Genomic DNA, 18,211 nt, shown 5'->3' with positions numbered 1-18,211 from the left:
TACTTCTTTACGCAACTCTTACGAATCGCTCCTTCAAGTTATGCCTTGCTTTTGCGCCGCCGTTAGAACATATACTAATATACCGCCTTTCTTCCCCTCAGTCAACCCTTTTTTGTCTTCTATTTTACACGTTCGTTTATCCCCTTTATCACCCCCTTTCCTCACTTTTGCCGTTCGCTTTTTACCCGCTTTTCCCTTGCCCTTTTCTCGTGCCGTTTGCTTTATTCTTTTACTGATTTTTTACTTAACAAAAAAACCGCCGAAGCGGTTTTAATTTGCACGATGCCATCGCTGGCCCTGCGGTGTATCTTCTATGATGATACCCAATGCTTTCAGCTGCTCACGTAGCGCATCAGATGTTTGGTAATCTTGTGAAGTGCGTGCAATCGCACGCGCATCAATCAGTCGTTGTTGCTCTGCAGTTAAGTCCGATGGTCCGGTTAGCCCGTCAACGCCTAAAATCCCCATCAGCGTTGCAATTGCTGTAAGCAAGACGGTTGCTGTTTCGCGTTGGATTGTTGGTGCTTCTGCATACGTATTAGCCAATGTGATGAGTTCAAAAATTGACGCTACCGCGTTTGGCACATTAAAATCATCATCCATAGCGCGTTCAAAAGCTTGGATGTGTTGTTGGATGGCGGCTTCTAAGGTGCCATCTTGACCAGATTCAGCTGTTTCTAATCGGAACTGTAAGTTGCGATAGCCGGTGCGAATACGATCTAGTGCAGCTTGCGCTTGCGCCAATGTATCCGGTGCATAGTTAATGGGTCGCCGATAATGGGTCGTGGCCAGTAGGTAGCGAATCGCCATGGGATCATCGTAATCCGTTAGCATGTCATGTAAGGTTGTAAAATTACCCAACGACTTCGACATCTTTTCATTATCAACATTGACAAAACCGTTATGTAACCAGTAATTCACAAATTTTTGGCCCGTGCGGGCTTCCGATTGTGCAATTTCATTCGTATGGTGTGGAAAAGCGAGATCAATACCGCCACCATGAACATCAATGGTTTTGCCCAAATATTTTTGAGACATCACGGAGCACTCAATGTGCCATCCTGGCCGGCCATTACCCCATGGGGAATCCCATGAGATTTCATCATCAGCATGACTCGCTTTCCAAACTGCAAAATCAATGGGATCTTCCTTACGAGTCAGCTCCTCATCATCTAAACGGCCAGCGGCATTCGCTGTCATTTCCGTTAGGTCTTGATGGGCCAAAATGCCATAACCCTTAAATTGCTTAGCACGGAAATAAACATCCCCTGCTGACTCATACGCATAGCCTTTATCAATCAAATCTGATACAAATGTGATGATATCAGGAATGACTTCAGTCGCACGCGAGCGAATGGTGGCTGGCTTAATATTTAGCGGCAAAGTATCTGCGTGAAAAGCGTCCGCATACGTGTTAGCAATCGTCATCTCATCGACGCCTTCTTCACGTGCGCGCTTAATAATTTTATCGTCTACATCTGTAAAATTAGAAACATATTTCACCGTATAACCGCGATATTCAAAGTATCGTCGAATCACATCGAAAGCAATCGCCGAACGCGCGTTACCAATATGAATGTAGTTATACACTGTCGGTCCGCAGACATACATTGTCACTTGACCTGGTTTTAGCGGTTGGAAAACTTCTTTTTCGCGAGACAATGTATTATAAACTTGAATCATACGATACTCCTCAATCTTAGTTGGTTCTATTAGCCCTATTATACATGACCAACCAATAATTGTCCTATTAGCCAGTATCAAGAGATAACAACGACAAATAAAAAAACAGCCAGCTGGCTGTTTTTTGTTTACTTTTCTGTAATTGCAGCAATCCCTGGTAATTCCTTACCTTCAAGGTATTCCAATGACGCACCGCCACCAGTTGAAATGTGTGACAATTTATCCGCAACACCTAATTGTTGTACGGCAGCAGTTGAATCACCACCACCAACAATCGTAGTGCCACCATTTTCTGTCACCTTCACAAGTTCTTCACCAATGGCCAATGTCCCCTTGGCAAAGTTTGGCATTTCAAAGACACCCATTGGGCCGTTCCAAACGACTGTCTTAGCATCAGCCAATGTGTCTTGCAACAATTGAACCGACTTTGGTCCAATGTCAAGTCCCATGTAACCGTCAGGGATACCGGCTTGTGCATCAACTACTTCTGTCTTGGCATCATTTGAGAAGGCAGCAGCAGCAATTGAATCAACTGGCAAAACCAACTTGTCGCCAGCTTCCGCCATCAAGTCCTTTGCCAATTCAACCTTATCGGCTTCAAACAATGAGTTCCCAATCTTGTAACCCTTGGCTGCGTCAAATGTGTAGGCCATGCCACCACCGACAATGACCTTATCAGCCTTGCCAAGCAATGACTTCACGATTTCAATCTTATCTGAAACCTTAGCACCACCAATAATTGCCACGAAGGGGCGCACTGGGTTGGCCACAGCATCACCCAAGAACTTAATTTCCTTTTCCATTAAGAAGCCAGCCGCTGCTTGTGAGACGTTTGCTGAAATACCAACGTTAGAGGCATGGGCACGGTGTGCTGTACCAAAGGCATCGTTCACAAACAAATCATCACCCAATGAGGCCCAGTACTTACCCAATTCAGGATTGTTCTTTGATTCATTCTTAACTTCTTGGCCATCAACAACATCTTCAAAACGGGTGTTTTCAACCATCAACACTTCACCATCTTGTAAAGCATTAATAGCAGCTTCCAGTTCAGCCCCACGTGTTTGTGGGACAAACTTTACTTCTTGACCAAGCAATTCACCCAAGCGCTTTGCAACAGGTGCCAATGACAAGTCTTTCTTATCATCTTCAGACTTGATACGACCCAAATGAGAGAACAAGATCGCACGACCATGATTTTCTAACACGTACTTGATTGTTGGCAAAGCTGCCACAATACGGTTATCGTTTCCGATAACGCCTGCCTTGATAGGCACGTTGAAGTCAACGCGCATCAATACTTTCTTACCTGAAAGTTCCAAATCTGAAACAGTCAATTTAGCCATGATAGCCTCCAAAAATTTTATTCTTACACACCTATTATAGAACAAAATCCCAATGTTGTGTTGGGATATGTGAAAAGCTTTTCAAATTGTGATCGTCACCACCTTGTGCAAAGGTACCCCGCGTGCTTGTAAGCGTTGATAGTCACTTGTTGATACCCGCACTGTCATGATTGGATGGGCATCATCGGTCAAAATATCAACCAATTCTGGCCGCAATTGTCCTTGGTCGTCACAGACACCATCAATCACAGTGAAAGATGTTTGTGGTGGCACAAACGTCAAAGTGCGATCGAACTGCGTCACATTAATGGACGCTTTGGCATAGCGCTGACTCACATAACGCAAGTAACTAGCCGCTGAGACATACTTTTGGTCATAAGCATACACAAAATCACGCCGCCCATTAGCATAAAAATCACGCACCTGTACATTCGGTTTCCCAAAATAAAAATCTGACTGATGCAGCGCCCCTGCACTAAAATATTGCTTGGCAAACAAGGCCCCGTCACGTTGGTAAATATCTTTATAATCCACCTGGCCAGCGTAATCTACCCAAACCACCGCTTGGGCCAACCTTTGGGCATCATTAAACCAACGTACGCTCGCCCGCTCAATGCCACGACTGACAATATGCTTTGTCCAATCTGGATAAATCAAGAACTGCGCCTCGTCGGGTACTGGTAAATCAGTCCACCAAATCCCTTGTGTTTCATCAATGTCAGATAAATATTTTTGCGCATACATATCAAACACTTGTGTCGGTAGGAGCCCCTGTTTTTTGATCAAATGCACAGCATCCTCGTGTGGTGTCGCTAGCCACAAAGCTTCACTTTTCCCAGCGCGCACCTGTGCAATTTGCCAAGCAATTGCCGGCAAATCAGTGTTGGTTAACGTATTAATTAATTCAATCGTCATACCAAGCCCTCCAAAACACGCTGCCATTGTGCGGCAATCCTCTCGTCGGTGAAGTCAGCGGCTACTTGGCTGGCACCTTGCGATAATGCATCATAATGTGTCAAGATTCGGCGCATCGCTTGCGTCAAGTGCACGATATTTTGTGATTCAGCTGTTTTTTCAGGTACAAAGGCCGCTAAGTGGCCATTCACATTCTCTCGTACTAGCGCTTGCGCACCGTACTGATTAGCATAGGTTGCAATCGGTAACCCAAGACTGATCGCCTCCATGTAAGCCAACCCAAACCCCTCAGAATATGATGCTGAAACAAACGCATCGTAGGGTTGCATCGCAGTCACCATATCTTGACTCAGCCCCTTTAACGTGACCACCCCCTCAAGTTGCGCCGTCTGGATTTGCCGGGCTAATGGGGCATATTCCTGGCCAACACCGAAAATATCAAGCGTCACCGACTCCCCGGCTTGTCGGAGTTGTTGCACGGCTTGAATCAGATGCGTCAAATTTTTTTCTCGATGCAAGCGTGCTGCCGTGACAAATTTCGCAGTGCCCCCGGCCCAGTGGCGCGGCTGCGCCACTGATGCCACACCACCGACCGGAATAACGACAACCTTTTGGGCCACATTATGGACGCCAACCTTTTGCAGTTGGGTGATGATATCCAGGCGCTGTTGCACTGTTGACACAACAATCAAATCAATCAAAGCTACGTGGTCAAAGAGATACTGATAATGATTATTCCAGAGCGGGTGCCCGGCCACAAAATCAACAAAATGGGCAGCATGGATGACAACGCCTAATTTTAAATCAGCCCCTTGTTGTTTCAAGGTGACCAGTGCCGTTTCATGGGCTGTCCCGCGATCAATCAGATAAACGTTGTGGTCAAAGTAACGCTCTAATTCAGAAAAGAAAAACTGCAGTAACTCATCCTGGGTTGTGAATAAGTAATGGCGCCCGCGGAAGTTATCGACATGAATGTCCACCGGCTGCTTCACCTCATCACTCATATATTGATAATGCCAAGAGATACGATGTGTTTTATTTTCTAATATCACCCGATCAACCACCCAACTGCCTTTGGCAGCATCCGCATGTTGCTGCCGACGCTGAATCGTTTCCGTATACTGCCCGGTCGTTTGTCTAAATAATAAACGCTGCCTTTGTTGCGTGTCCCATAACGCGTCTTCATGATAACTGTGTGGTTGTGTCGTGCCAAAGTGCAAGTAATCGTCTGGCGCGTCACTCAGCAAATAATCATATAATCCAATCACGTCGTGTTCGGCTAACTGCCACTCACCCATATGCTGGTGGAGCTGGGGTAAATGATCCGTGAAGACAAATTTAAATGGTAAGCCAAGCGCACGAAATCGCGCCGCACGGTAAAACTGGGCGTGTTCAACGCCACTGTTACTGTGTCCAATGCCTTGGTTCACAAAAAAATACATGCACTCACCTCGCGATCCTAGATTATAACATTTGGGCAAAGCCCACCCATTAGCCAGTTATTTTTCATTATCATAGCATAAAAGCGACAACCTCTGAAACCGAAGTTATCGCTTTTAGCTTTGTTTTGCTTATTGAATCGCCAAAACTTTTTTAATTTGTGCCACTTGTAACGCAGCAGCTTTGTCGGGGTCAGACTTTGCTAATGCCGACAACTGCGCTTGCTGCGCCGCAGCACTAGCCTGTGCTTCTGGCGTTTTTGGCGCCAACTTGGCTGACAAAGATTTTGCCTGATCGGGGGTCATCGCCACCCAAGTTGCTGGCACTTGATAAGTCACATGCCGATGTTTCAACTGTTGGTTATTATCGGCCCAACCAAACAAGAACTTGTAGCCATTATTACGGTAAACGTACCGAGTGCGTTGCACAACCTTGTAAGCGCGATTACCAGATACGGCGACATGGCTAGACGTTGTCTTTAAATCCGGCTTAGCAAGCGTTGTTTTTGCGGCAGTTGGTGTCGCCTTATAAATATAAACGTTTTCCTTACCCGCTGTGCCCACACTTTGGTAGAGCAAGACACCGAAGGTTTGTTGCGCTGAACCGGCCGAATAAATCTGAGTTTTCGTCGTCGTAGTGACCGTTTTCATACCAAAATGATCGTGCATATTCGCCACCATGGCAACGACACTGATCATTAACCCGATAAACATGAGGCTCGTCGTGGCATAACGCACAACAGCTGTTTTAATGGTCATATTGGACCAAAATGCCAAAACAGCAAATAACGCCAAAATGATAATAATCATATTATGCTGCCTCCTTTGCTGGTGTATTGACCTTACCACTGTGTAGCAAGAAGGCTGCTAATAAGGCAACCACCGAAAATGCTGCGGCTAATAAGAATGACGCATGGAAGCCATTGAGCGTAGCATCTAACGCCTTTTGACCAAATGCCAAAGGATCTTTCCCTTTCATGGCAGCCACTGGCATATTGTGCTTAGTAACCGATTGCATCACTGAAGCCAATACCGCCGTACCCAATGATGAGGCGACCTGACGCATCGTATTGTTAGCAGCTGTTCCTTGGGCCGCTGTTTGCGGTGACAAAGCGCCCATCGCCGAAGCCGTTAATGGCATCATAGTCATGGCGATACCAAACATCCGCAAAGTGTACAAAGCCGTAATATAAAGCGTTGGTGTGTCAGCCGTTAAATAGATCAATGGTACGGTACCGATGATCAAAATCGTAAAGCCAGTAATGGCCAAACGCTTGGCGCCATGCTTATCATAAAATGCACCAGCGATTGGTGAAACAATTCCCATCATCAATGCCCCGGGCAACAATATCAACCCAGAATGCAGTGGCGTCAAGCCACGAATGTTTTGCATATAAATTGGCAACACCATTTCAACACCAATCATGGCCATCATGGCCAGTGAGACCAAAATTGTTGTGATGGTGAACTGCTTTGACTTAAAGACCGACATGTCCAAGAACGGCTTAGCCATTCTTGATTGATGCCACATAAATTCAATGACCGTTATAAAGCCAATCATTAAGGGCACAAGAACTTGCGCACTCCCCCAACCGTTGGACGCCACCATAGCAAAGCCATACAAGACAAGGCCAAACCCAAAGGTTGATTCAATTAACGAGCGAATATTTAACGTCACTTTTTGTGTTGGCAACACGTCATGGAAAATAAAGCATGATGCAATCATAACAATGATGACAACGGGTAGCACGACACCAAAGATCGAACGCCAAGAGTTAACCAATGTCAAACCAAGAAAAGTATGGTCCTTTTCCAAAATCCAGCCTGACAACGTTGGCCCAATCGCTGGTGCCATACCAATCACCAAGCCACCAAGTCCCATCGCTTTACCACGTGATTCTGCATCAAATAAGGACAAAGAAACCACTTGCATCAATGGCATCAAGATCCCGACCGCCATCGCTTGTAAGACGCGGGCGACCATTAAGAGCCAAAAAGCTGTCGTTGGTGTCAAAAAAGCAACTAAAGTTCCCGCGGTAAACAACCCAAGTGCGGAAAGATATAAGGCTTTCGTGGGTACGCGCGTAGTCAAGTAGGCTGAAACCGGCACCATAATCCCGTTAGCCATTAAAAAAATTGTTGTTAGCCATTGCACGGTTGAGGCATTGACATCAAAAGCCTTCATTAGCGCAGGCAAGGCTGTACCTAATGCTGTCTGCATCAGCATGACAGAAAACACGCCGACCATCAAAACCATCATCATCGCCATGCGATTGATGGGCTTGCCATGCGTGTCGCGAATTTCTTCACTCATATTGTTCTCCTTTTTAATCATGATGAACTTATTATCTTTTTCCAAATTGATCACCAATTTGATCACGTAGAATATCTTACCCCTAACAAAAAAAATTGTCAACAAAGTTGACAATCTATTATGATTATTTTATCGTAATGTAATCGATTTGATGTTGCGCATCAAGGTGCACCACGGCATCAGCAGTTTGTTTTGTTGGTAAGATATAACGCTCTAAATTAACTTGATTGGTTTCATCCCACGTTTTCATCACCAACGTCGTCAACGCATCAATTGGCATTTGCGTAAATTGATAGCGCCATGACGTGGGATCTTCTTTGGCCAGCGCCGTCATTTCCAACGTCCGCGCTAAATACCACCCCTTAATCGCGGTTAAATCTGCATCCAGATATATTTTAAAATCGATCGTTGGTAGCTGCAACGCCACCACACCCTCAATAATTAAAATATCTGGCCGTGTGATGGTTTGTTGCACCGTGCCATCGATGTCCGCAATTTCCTGGCTGTATTTGGGGATCGTTACCTGATCTGCGCCGGCCTGAAAGTCCGCAATCACTTGGGCTAGCTGGTCTAAAGCGTACGTTTGCGGAAAGCCTTTTTGATCAAACAGTTGCTTGGCCATCAAAGTTGCGTTGGCCATTAAAAAATCATCCGTACTCACCACTTGAACCTGCGCGCCGAGCACCGATGCCAAGTGAGAGGCAAACGTGCTTTTCCCAACTGCCACCGAACCCGCAATACCAATCGTCATGAAGCTCCCATGATACCGTTGCTGAATGGCTGCCACTAATGTATTCATACCTGAACCTCGTAAAGGGTTGTTGGTACATCAGCCAACAACACAGACGCTTGATCTTGTGCCAACATCGTCAAACGATGCATCGCCCGACTCGCCACCGTGTACAACAAACGGCGTTCTGAATCATCCCCGTAACGGGTATTATCCGCATGCCAAATGACAACGGCGTCAAATTCCAGACCTTTGGCCAAATAAGATGGGACAATAATCGCCCCTTGCGCCAAGCGTTGGTTTTCTGATTGTATCAATGTTACGGATTGATCAGCCAATTGGCGGGCCAAGTGCTGCGCATCATCCAGTGTTTTCGTAATAATGGCAGTGGTTTCATGATTTTCCGCGTTTTCAGCGAGTTGTTGGCGCAATTGCGCAAGCATTGTCGCTTCATCAGGTAAGACATACAGCGCTGGTTTATCACCATCACGATTGAATGCATCGATGTCTTGTCCGCCCCGCAAAATAAATTTGGTAAAATCAGTGATTTGCTGGGTAGAACGATACGTTTGCGTGAGTTGCACCGTTTCGACACGTTCTGGGTCAAACAATGTGGCAAAATCGTGTTGCAAGTTCGTCGCATTATCCTTGGTGAAGATGGCTTGGTTTAAATCACCCAGTACCGTGAACTTGGCACGCGGGAAACTAAACTTCAAAAAGGCCAGTTGGAACGGCGTATAATCTTGAATTTCATCAATAAACAAGAAACGAATATCCCGTTCGCCATGCTTACCAGTAATCAAGTCATACAAATACAGATAGATCGTTGTGTCAATGAGTGAAAGTTGCTTGTTTTTCAAAGCCGTAATGACACTTTCGACATGGGCTGCCCAGACTGTCTCAGAGATACCAAAGGCAGACAAATCCAAGTAGTGATGTGCCTGGCGTAAGAAATCAACAAACTGCGCATTGATATTCAAAAAACTCCCCCGACGAATCTGGCGAGCCAACGGCTTTAACGCACGTGTCACCACTTGCCGTGACAAGAAATGCCGTTCTGCTTTTTCACTGGCAAATTCGCGCTCTTTTGGCCCGTCGCCCAGTTGGGCCAAACGTGTTCTTGCGGCTGCATCTTGCTCTTGATCATCGCCCATGCGCACGCGCCCAGCGCCAACGAGCTCATCATATTCTTGTTTTGACAAGTTTTCGATGGCTAGTTCGACCCACTCTTTCCGCATTTCCGTGCCAATGCGCGCATTGAGAATACGCATCAAACTGTCACGTGTCGCTTCCAAACGTTGGCCTAACTTGTAATTACCATTATATTGATAATAGATTTCAGCGATACGTTCCTTCGTGATGAATGGTTCACCACGGAACATCAGGTGCCGAATGCGCATATCCGCCTGATTCAAATGATCGGCATAAGCTGTCACCGCATCAAACATCGCCAAACTCCCTTTGGCAAGATTAATTGCCATGTCAGTTTGATCATATTCAAAACGTTCCTGTAATGTTTCCACCGCAATTTTTGGTAAGCGCCGCGATGCATACTGATAAAACGTCATTTGCACCATATTTTGTTCACCAAGTTCTGGCAACACATTATCGATGTAGTCGTTAAACAATTGGTTTGGACTAAATAACACCACTTGCCCAGCTGTCAACTTGCCACGATAGCGGTACAACAAATAGGCGACGCGCTGCAAGACAGCCGCCGTCTTTCCTGAACCCGCAGCACCTTGAACAAACAACAAGTCTGCGGCGGTGTTACGGATAATTTTATTTTGCGCTTTTTGAATCGTGGTTACAATTGACTTCATCTTCGTTGATGATTCACCTGATAAGGCGTTCATCAACATCGCATCCCCAATGGCTTCTTCCGTATCAAACAGCGTCACAATGACCCCATCTTCAATTTGAAATTGACGTTTCAACGTCACGTTGGCTTGTTGTGTGCCATCTGGGGTGAGATAGGACACTTCGCCGATCCCACCATCATAATAAATCGACGCTACCGGCGCGCGCCAATCGTACACTAAAAACTTGTGGTCTTCATCGCTAAATGAACCAAGCCCAATATAAATTGTTTCCGCTTCCCCCGAATCACTCGCCGACTCACTAAAATCAATTCGCGCAAAATAAGGGCGCTCGATTTGTTTGCTTAGCGTGGCAAAACGTTGTTCTGCTCGTGTCTTAGAATTTTCCCGTTCAGAAAGCATTTGCTGTTGTTGCCGAATTGAGGCGGCTGTCTCGACAATCCCTGAGTAAGTGTCCGTCTTGAGACGCACATCCCCCCAACTCTGGGCAACATGATCAATGTTTTGATTTGTCCGTTTAATTTCAGCCTCTGTTGTCAGCAATGCCTTATGCATTGCCTTTAGCGTTTTGTTCAAGTATTTTGTTTCGTCAATTTTAATTTCGTTGGCCAAAATGCGTCTCGCTCTCTTCAAATTCAGTGATTTAATTATACGCTTTATCCTGACAGAACACAAAAAAGCACAAACAAAGGCCGCGTTTGTGCTTTAAAATATATAAAAAGCCGCAACCGAAGTTGCGACTTGATATAGCTCGTGAGAGAATCGAACTCTCGATTCCGCCGTGAAAGGGCAGCGTCTTAGCCACTTGACCAACGAGCCATGGTCAGTGATGCCTGATATGTATCAGACAACTATATTAGTATAGCAAGAAATAAAGTTGTCGTCAACACTTTTGTGACATAAATTCTCAAATATGACATCATTTGTTCTAACGAACACCACAACGCGTCTGCTTAAGGTTTAGGCTTCAGCGTCATCAGTTGCGTTGGATCGATTGGCCGCTGACTTACTGTTATCGCCGGCTTATAGACACGCCATGGTACCTGCGGGTCAAATTCAGGGTCTGTTGTCATGGGAAAACCATGACGAAAACGTGTCAATAGCCACTTTTCTAGCGGTTTGGGTATACCAAGTAGGTCAAATTCAGCTGGCGACATCGCATAACGAATCGCTTGTATGTCGTGTTGCATCACTTTCTGGACCCAGTTAGGTTCAATAATGAGTTCACGCCCCAGCGCAGCAAATGTGACGCCTTCATCCATTAAGCGCTCAACTTGGTCTGGTTGTTTCAACAAACCAGCAACCATGATCGGCATATCTGCTGGTAGCACACGGCGATAATGAGCGATGATTGTTTCTGTATCACCTTTATCCTTAAACGGTGTTTGAAAAGCGTCTTTAAGTGCCAGATGAAGATAATCAACTGGCAGCGCAGCAATTTTTTGGGCAAATGCCAAGGATTCTGCCAGCGTGATGCCTGGTGTCATTGGCTCTTCTGGTGACTGACGATATCCCAATAGAAATGGTCGATCAGCGTACTTTTCAATCGTCTGAGCGACCTTTGCTGTCACGGCGAGCCCAAATCGTTGGCGCTTTTCAAACGTCCCACCCCAGATATCGGACCGGCGATTGCTATCTGGTGAGAAGAATTGTTGCATTAAATATAAATTGGCCCCATGTAATTCCACGCCATCAAAGCCGGCCAAAATGGCACGCTTAGTGGCCTGTGCAAAATCATCAATAATTTGGACGATTTCATCATGCGATAAAGCACGCGGGGTGTCATTTTCGCCGCGTGGATAGGGCTGTGCCGAAGCTGAAACCGGCGTTTCACCACGTAAAATGGCCGTTGTCGATTGTCGACCGGCCGCAAATATCTGCAAAATGGCCTTAGCGCCCCCTGATTGAATGGTGCGCGCTAATCGTCTTAAACCGGGAATATGCTCGTCGTCTGAAGCGGCAATTCCGCCTTCCCAGCCACACCCCAAATCATTTACATGGGCCGCCTCGGTTACAATCAGGCCAGGCCCTTGCGCCCGTAGCCGGTAATACTGCAATTCGTTGTCAGACACGCTGCCATCCTCGAGTGAGGCACGCAAGGTTGTTGGGGCCATCACAATGCGATTTCTGACGGTCATGGCTGTTTTTGGAAATGTGAAATTGTCTAAAAAATCATAGTTTATCTGCATAGCTCTATTATACAAAAAAGTTTTATTTCGTGGCGAGTACGACTTGTTGCAACTGTTTAAAATCATGACACAATAATTTTTCATAGCTCAACCATTGTTCGGTAGGTTGGATGAAATAAATCATTTCAACCAGTTTACTATATAAAATTTGTGCGCGTTGTCCTTGTTGTTGCAAAATAGCCATGACAACTGCCACCATCTTTTTAATAAAATTGGCATGCCAGGCTAACTGTCCTGTAGGCAATGCCGTAATTTGCGCAGCCAATCGAATCCCCGCTGATGTTTCGTGATTTTTCAACCGCGCAAGCATCATGTGATATTGCATTTCAACTAAGTAATCACTAAAATGCTGAGAGGTCTCGTGCGTAACAGCTATGCGTTGCGTCAACGCAGCCTGTGCCTTGGGATAGCTGAGCTGCAATTGCTTGTATGACAGATGCGGCATCGCCACTAAGAAAAGCTCAATTTCTGCCGCCGTATAATACGCCGTTGTCCCTAAAATGGTCGTCACTAACGGTAAGATTGGTTGGATAATTTGCTTTTCCGTTGACTCATCAAGTGTCAATTGCATCCGCCTAAGCACTTCAGCAAGCCGAGTATGGTTTTGTGTTGCCCGGGCTGTGGCTACCGCACAAGCAATTTGTTCAGGCAAGGTATGTTGCTGCGATGGACATGTGGCCGGTATTGTTTGGCAAGCGTCTTGTTTGAGCAAGCGGGCATACAATAAAAAATCATTCAAGCTGATATTTAACACATTTAAAATTGACACTAATCTGGTCATCGCCAGATCGCCCGCGCCATTGATGTAGGCATAAAAGCGACTGCGTGATATATTCGCCTCGGCCAAAATACGTTTAACCGGGACGTGCTTTTCTCTAACAAAAAATTTCAATGCCTGACTATAATATTGACTATCTTGATCCATCCTCTTTTCTCCCTTCCCAAAAGGTGCGTCAGTTTGCTACAAGTATACCGGGTTGACTAGATTGTGTCAAACAACACACTTTTTAAAAGCACAAAAAAAGGCCACTTTCGTGACCTTTATCAGGATAATCGCTTCTGATTAATACCAACCAGTTGCTTGTGAATGTGCCCAAGCGTTTTCGGCTGTGCCATAACGTGCAGCAATGTAAGCCTTCATGGCGTTCAATTGATCGTTATAGTCTGTTGAGTTACCACCGTAGACAGCACGTGCTTGTGCTGACAATTGACCAATACCGTAGTATTGACCATTACGGGCGTTCACGTTACCACTTGATTCGCGGGCAATCAAAGCGTTCAAAGCAGCTGATGAAGATACTTGTGGTGCTGCTTGACGTACAGGTTCTGCTACTGGTGTTGCAGCAGGCGCTTGTTGTACAGGCGCTGCTACTGGTGCAGCGGGTGCTTGCGCTGCTTGAGCAGGCGCAGCTGATTGTGCCACTGTTTCAGCAAAGTTCAAGTGTTGGCCAACCATGATCAAGTTAACATTGGCAATGTTGTTTTTTGCAGCAATGCTATCAACTGTCGTATTGAATTCACTTGACAACTTGTTCAATGTGTCGCCTGACTTGACAACATAGTCTGTTGGTAAGTTTTGTGAATCAGTTGTGTCGGCACTTGCATGTGATGCACCGAATGCAAAAGCGCTGGCCACACCAGCAGCTACTGTTAATGTCTTTTTAAAACTAAGCATGAAATATATACCTCTTAATAGAATGATTTAAGTTTTTCTTACGATATGTTACGTAGAGTATTCTATGCCTTAAATATAATAGGCAAACATCGGTATCATGTCAGTTATATTACGTACTGTTATTTAGTAGACTTTTTATATTAAATTTGTTTAGTATTTAAGGGTAAGTGACAATTTCGGTACTTTTGGGAGCTGATTATGCTTTTTAAAGTATGAAATTAACAATTCTTGCACTGATCGTTGATCATGCAAAACGATCGGTGCCTGTTGATAAGCTGGATAATTTCCCCCGCCAACAGCGCGATAGCTGTTCATGGCAATCGTCAACGTCTCATCATCTTGCACGTCGCGTCCTTTAAATTGCAACGTTGTGACCCGTTGGCCAACCGGATGGGTGAGATCAAATGTATAGTGTAATCCGTAAACCAGATCATAGTTATAGTGTTCTACTTTTGGTCTAAGCCACGCCGGATTAATCGCTGGCTGGCCCGCTGCGACGATAAAGTAGTCGGCCGTATGCTCCAAACTATCCCGCAAGGCGCGACCCGTGATCCGCTTCGTCACCAAGGTATTGTCAAAGGGATAGTTTTGCAAAATTTGTCGTAAGGTGACATTGACGGGTAAACTCATCGGATTATTATTGAGACTTACTAAGGTCACATCGGCTTGCGAAGCGGCTAACTGCACCGCCGCAAGCCATTGCAAAATAGGATGGCCGAACTGCGCCATTTGTAATGGCTCGACAGCTGGGACCGCCGCGTTTAACATGGCAATCGGCTGGTCCAACCATGATTCGACTTGTTGCTGCAACGGTGCTAAGGCTGTCACAATATCTGGTCGCGCGATGTCACCAACTGGCTTTGTTTCAGCAGCGAACTGCCATTGATCTTGCTGCTTTTGGCCCGTGACCAACGCAAACTTTTTTGCTTGATTGGGCAGTTGCAACGTTAAAACACCATTTATCATTTGTGGTGGTACATCACCATGTTGGTGTGCTGTCAATAAAATATCTAAATCTAGCGCTTGTGTGAGCTGACAGGCGATGTTTTCTGTCGTATCGCTCAGTCGCTGACCAGTCGCCAAGTCACGTTCATACCCACCATGATAAACGCCAATCACCACATCTGCATGTTCCCGTAAATAGGCAACGGTTTGTTGCGCCTGGTCCAATGGGGCCGCAATTTTAATGCCTTTTAAATGGGCTGGTTGCTCCCAAATATTAATGTAATCAGTGACTAACCCGATGAACCCAACACGTGTCCCATCCCCGAACGTTTTAATTTGTGCAGGATACAAGGTTTTTCCGTTTAAATCCGTGACATTTTCGGCAATCACTGTCGCATCCAGATGTGATAAATGCTGCTGAAGCGCCGCATAGCCAAAGTTAAAATCATGATTGCCTAGGGTTACATAATCGTAACCGGCCAGATTCATGGCCGTGGCTACGGCATCTTGCACCGGATGTTGCTGTAAATATTGCAACATTGGCGAACCTTGAAACATATCGCCACCATCAATAATCAATGTTTGCGCATCTTTTTGAAAATGAGTCGCCGCATTGGCTAGGCCTAGCGGTTGTGCGCCAGTCTGGATGTCATCCGTTGGCAGTAAATAACCATGAATATCCGACGTATAGTACAACCTAAAGTGTTTCATTGCTCCTCCTATAAAAAAAGACGACCTAGGTCGCCTCTCTATGCTATCCCTGGATGATCTTTTGCCGTACTTTATCCGATAATATTTCCACAACAAAGACCAAAATGAAGAGGCCAATTAAAATCGCGCCCACCTGGTGCCAATGATACGCGCTTAAGGCAAAAATCATCGGCGCCCCGATACCGCCAGCCCCAACCAGCCCTAAAATCGTCGCTTCACGTAAATTCATGTCAAAACGATACACTAAAATTGAAATAAAGTCCGGCCCCAGCTGCGGTAAGACCCCGTAGCGAATTTTTTGAAAAAAAGTAGCGCCAAACGCATCCAACGATTCCAAAATACCTGGATCCAAATCTTCAATCGTTTCAATAAACAACTTAGAAATCATCCCAATCGACACGACGGCTAGTGTCATGACCCCAGCAAAAGGCCCAGGGCCCGTCACACGAATAAACATCAAACCATAAACGAGTGACGGGATGGTCCGAATCGCCATGATGATCAAGCGTGTCACAATCACAACTGGCCGTGGCACAATATTTGTCGCTGACACAAAGGATAGCGGCACCGCAATCACCGCACCCACTAACGTGCCTAAAAACGCAATGGCGATGGTTTGCAAAATTAAGTAAGCCACCCCATTGTTACCTAATCCAAAAAGCAGTTGCGTATCTGGCGTTAATAGCCCCGTTAAAATACTTTGGCCAATATCAATGCCTTTAGCAGTGATATCTGCGCCTTTTAATGCCGGTGTCGACAAACCGACTAACACGAGCAATACGACCACCATGAGTGCATATTGACGACCACGGCGTGGGGCTTGCTCAAGAACTGACGTTAATTTCTGATTCATCTGCGCGCTCCTTAACTCAAATAGCGACGTAATTGTTGACTCACGGTCTCAATAACCACCACAGCAACAAAGATCGACAACAGAATTATCCCCACACTTTGAAACTCGCGCCAGCCAATTTTTTCATTCAAAATCATCCCAATACCACCCGCACCAACATACCCTAAAATAGCGGCATAACGCACGTTACCTTCAAACGCAAATAACGACGTTGACAAATAAGTCGGCAAAATTTGTGGCAAAATGGTGGTGACAAACGCCCGTGGTGCACTGGCACCGGTCGCAATCAACGCTTCATAAGCGCCCATGTTCACTGCTTCAATATATTCAAATAGTTGCTTCCCAACAAATGAGAAACTAAACAGGAAAATCGCCACAGTCCCGGCAAATGTCCCTAAGCCGAAAATGTAAGTCGCAATCAAAGCGGCAACCAAGGTCGGAATGGTGCGCACAACCGTTAGAATAAACCGCACCACCAAATTAACCAGTCGCTGTTTCATCACATTGTGTGCAGCCAGAATCGCAAATGGCAAAGCCAGCGCAGCCCCAAAAAACGAACCAAAAAATGACATTTGGATGGTGATGAGTAGCGGCTGCCAGACTTGGGCGAAATAGGCGACATTAGGTGGCCACATACTGGCTAAAATTTGCCAAAAGCCCACAAAATTAGTCAGCAATGTGGTCAAACTAAAACCAGTGACCCAGACCGAGACCCCAATCCCAATCACCAATAAAGCAAGAAGCAACGGTAAGCGTGTAAATTTTTGGGAGACAACTTTCCCATTGGCTAACTGATAGCTTTCGGCTTCAAATAATTGATCATACCATCTCATGATGACGCCTCATCTTTACTGTAGATTAAATCCAGTGTCGCTTGGGTCATGGCACTAGCCGGCCCATCATAAACAATTTGCCCGGCACGAATCCCAATAATGCGTTGTGCATACTCTAAGGCCAAGTCAACGTGGTGAATGTTGATGAGGACTGTTTGCCCTAATTCCTGGTTAATGCGCTTAAAGTCATCCATGACTTCATGCGCCGTCACCGGATCCAGTGCGGCTACGGGTTCATCGGCTAGTAAGACACTTGGATTTTGCGTTAATGTTCGCGCAAGCGACACGCGTTGCTGTTGCCCCCCAGACAATTGGTCTGTCCGGACAAACGCTTTGTCTAACATTGACATGCGATCCAGTGCCTCTAACGCACGGATTTTTTCGGTTTTGGAAAAGGCGCCAAACAATACCCGCCAAAATGGCATATCTGGCACCAACGAGCTCATCACGTTTTTAATGACTGAGATACGCGGGACCAGATTATACGATTGGAAAATCATCCCCACTTTGCGGCGGTATTGCCGCAAGGCTTGCCCTTTCAACGTCGAAATTTCAATCCCATCCACCGTCAATTGGCCCTCGGTAATCGCGTTCAACCGGTTGATGGTTCGAATCAAGGTTGACTTCCCCGCACCCGACATCCCAATAATGCCAATAAATTCACCGTCTTGTATTTCTAAATTGATGTCTTTTAATCCCTTTACCCCATTGGGATAGGTTTTTGAGACATGTTCAAATTTAATCATGCTACCATCCTA

15 protein-coding genes and 1 tRNA gene are annotated in these 18,211 nt (G+C 45.7%); all 16 read right to left on the bottom strand.

The features are described from left to right. Window positions 1-270 precede the first annotated feature (270 nt). A complete protein-coding gene (gene cysS / locus HF966_RS07550; protein WP_168677584.1) occupies window positions 271-1,683 on the bottom strand; it encodes a cysteine--tRNA ligase in 1,413 nt (470 codons plus the stop codon). Window positions 1,684-1,811: 128 nt separating this feature from the next. Then, window positions 1,812-3,029 carry a phosphoglycerate kinase gene (locus HF966_RS07545; RefSeq protein ID WP_168677582.1) on the bottom strand — a complete coding sequence of 406 codons (1,218 nt, stop codon included), beginning with the start codon at window positions 3,027-3,029 and terminating at the stop codon, window positions 1,812-1,814. Window positions 3,030-3,110: 81 nt separating this feature from the next. Further along, window positions 3,111-3,944: a glycosyltransferase gene (locus tag HF966_RS07540; protein ID WP_168677580.1), complete on the bottom strand. Its 834-nt coding sequence runs from the start codon at window positions 3,942-3,944 to the stop codon at window positions 3,111-3,113. Further along, a complete protein-coding gene (locus HF966_RS07535; RefSeq protein WP_168677578.1) occupies window positions 3,941-5,386 on the bottom strand; it encodes a glycosyltransferase in 1,446 nt (481 codons plus the stop codon). The genes HF966_RS07540 and HF966_RS07535 overlap by 4 nt, the downstream gene beginning before the upstream one ends. 129 nt (window positions 5,387-5,515) lie before the next feature. After that, complete coding sequence (locus HF966_RS07530; RefSeq protein WP_168677576.1) at window positions 5,516-6,193, bottom strand: DUF4811 domain-containing protein; 678 nt, start codon at window positions 6,191-6,193, stop codon at window positions 5,516-5,518. A gap of 1 nt (window position 6,194) precedes the next feature. Beyond that, complete coding sequence (locus tag HF966_RS07525; RefSeq protein ID WP_168677574.1) at window positions 6,195-7,697, bottom strand: MDR family MFS transporter; 1,503 nt, start codon at window positions 7,695-7,697, stop codon at window positions 6,195-6,197. Between the two features lie 124 nt (window positions 7,698-7,821). After that, window positions 7,822-8,496 carry a nucleoside/nucleotide kinase family protein gene (locus tag HF966_RS07520; protein ID WP_168677572.1) on the bottom strand — a complete coding sequence of 225 codons (675 nt, stop codon included), beginning with the start codon at window positions 8,494-8,496 and terminating at the stop codon, window positions 7,822-7,824. After that, a complete protein-coding gene (helD, locus tag HF966_RS07515; protein ID WP_168677570.1) occupies window positions 8,493-10,859 on the bottom strand; it encodes an RNA polymerase recycling motor HelD in 2,367 nt (788 codons plus the stop codon). Before helD ends, HF966_RS07520 begins: the two co-directional genes overlap by 4 nt. Before the next feature lie 135 nt (window positions 10,860-10,994). Continuing rightward, window positions 10,995-11,066, bottom strand: a tRNA-Glu gene (locus HF966_RS07510). Window positions 11,067-11,200: 134 nt separating this feature from the next. Further along, window positions 11,201-12,436 carry an NADH-dependent flavin oxidoreductase gene (locus tag HF966_RS07505; RefSeq protein ID WP_168677568.1) on the bottom strand — a complete coding sequence of 412 codons (1,236 nt, stop codon included), beginning with the start codon at window positions 12,434-12,436 and terminating at the stop codon, window positions 11,201-11,203. 22 nt (window positions 12,437-12,458) lie between these two features. Further along, a complete protein-coding gene (locus HF966_RS07500) occupies window positions 12,459-13,361 on the bottom strand; it encodes a hypothetical protein (protein WP_168677565.1) in 903 nt (300 codons plus the stop codon). 138 nt (window positions 13,362-13,499) lie between these two features. After that, window positions 13,500-14,111, bottom strand: a complete 612-nt coding sequence (locus HF966_RS07495) for a LysM peptidoglycan-binding domain-containing protein (protein ID WP_168677563.1) — start codon at window positions 14,109-14,111, stop codon at window positions 13,500-13,502. A 150-nt stretch (window positions 14,112-14,261) separates the two neighbouring features. Then, window positions 14,262-15,767 (bottom strand): bifunctional metallophosphatase/5'-nucleotidase, encoded by a 1,506-nt coding sequence (locus tag HF966_RS07490; protein WP_168677561.1) that lies wholly within the window; start codon window positions 15,765-15,767, stop codon window positions 14,262-14,264. Between the two features lie 43 nt (window positions 15,768-15,810). Further along, a complete protein-coding gene (phnE, locus tag HF966_RS07485; protein ID WP_168677559.1) occupies window positions 15,811-16,620 on the bottom strand; it encodes a phosphonate ABC transporter, permease protein PhnE in 810 nt (269 codons plus the stop codon). Between the two features lie 11 nt (window positions 16,621-16,631). After that, complete coding sequence (gene phnE, locus HF966_RS07480; RefSeq protein WP_168677557.1) at window positions 16,632-17,453, bottom strand: phosphonate ABC transporter, permease protein PhnE; 822 nt, start codon at window positions 17,451-17,453, stop codon at window positions 16,632-16,634. Beyond that, complete coding sequence (gene phnC / locus HF966_RS07475; RefSeq protein ID WP_168677556.1) at window positions 17,450-18,199, bottom strand: phosphonate ABC transporter ATP-binding protein; 750 nt, start codon at window positions 18,197-18,199, stop codon at window positions 17,450-17,452. Before phnC ends, phnE (HF966_RS07480) begins: the two co-directional genes overlap by 4 nt. Window positions 18,200-18,211 lie beyond the last annotated feature (12 nt).

The sequence above is a fragment of the Leuconostoc holzapfelii genome (assembly GCF_012396485.1).
GTDB classification, from domain to species: Bacteria; Bacillota; Bacilli; order Lactobacillales; family Lactobacillaceae; genus Leuconostoc; species Leuconostoc holzapfelii.
The sequence above is the reverse complement of the archived record's forward strand: the minus strand, read 5'-3'. Positions and strand labels throughout refer to the sequence as shown.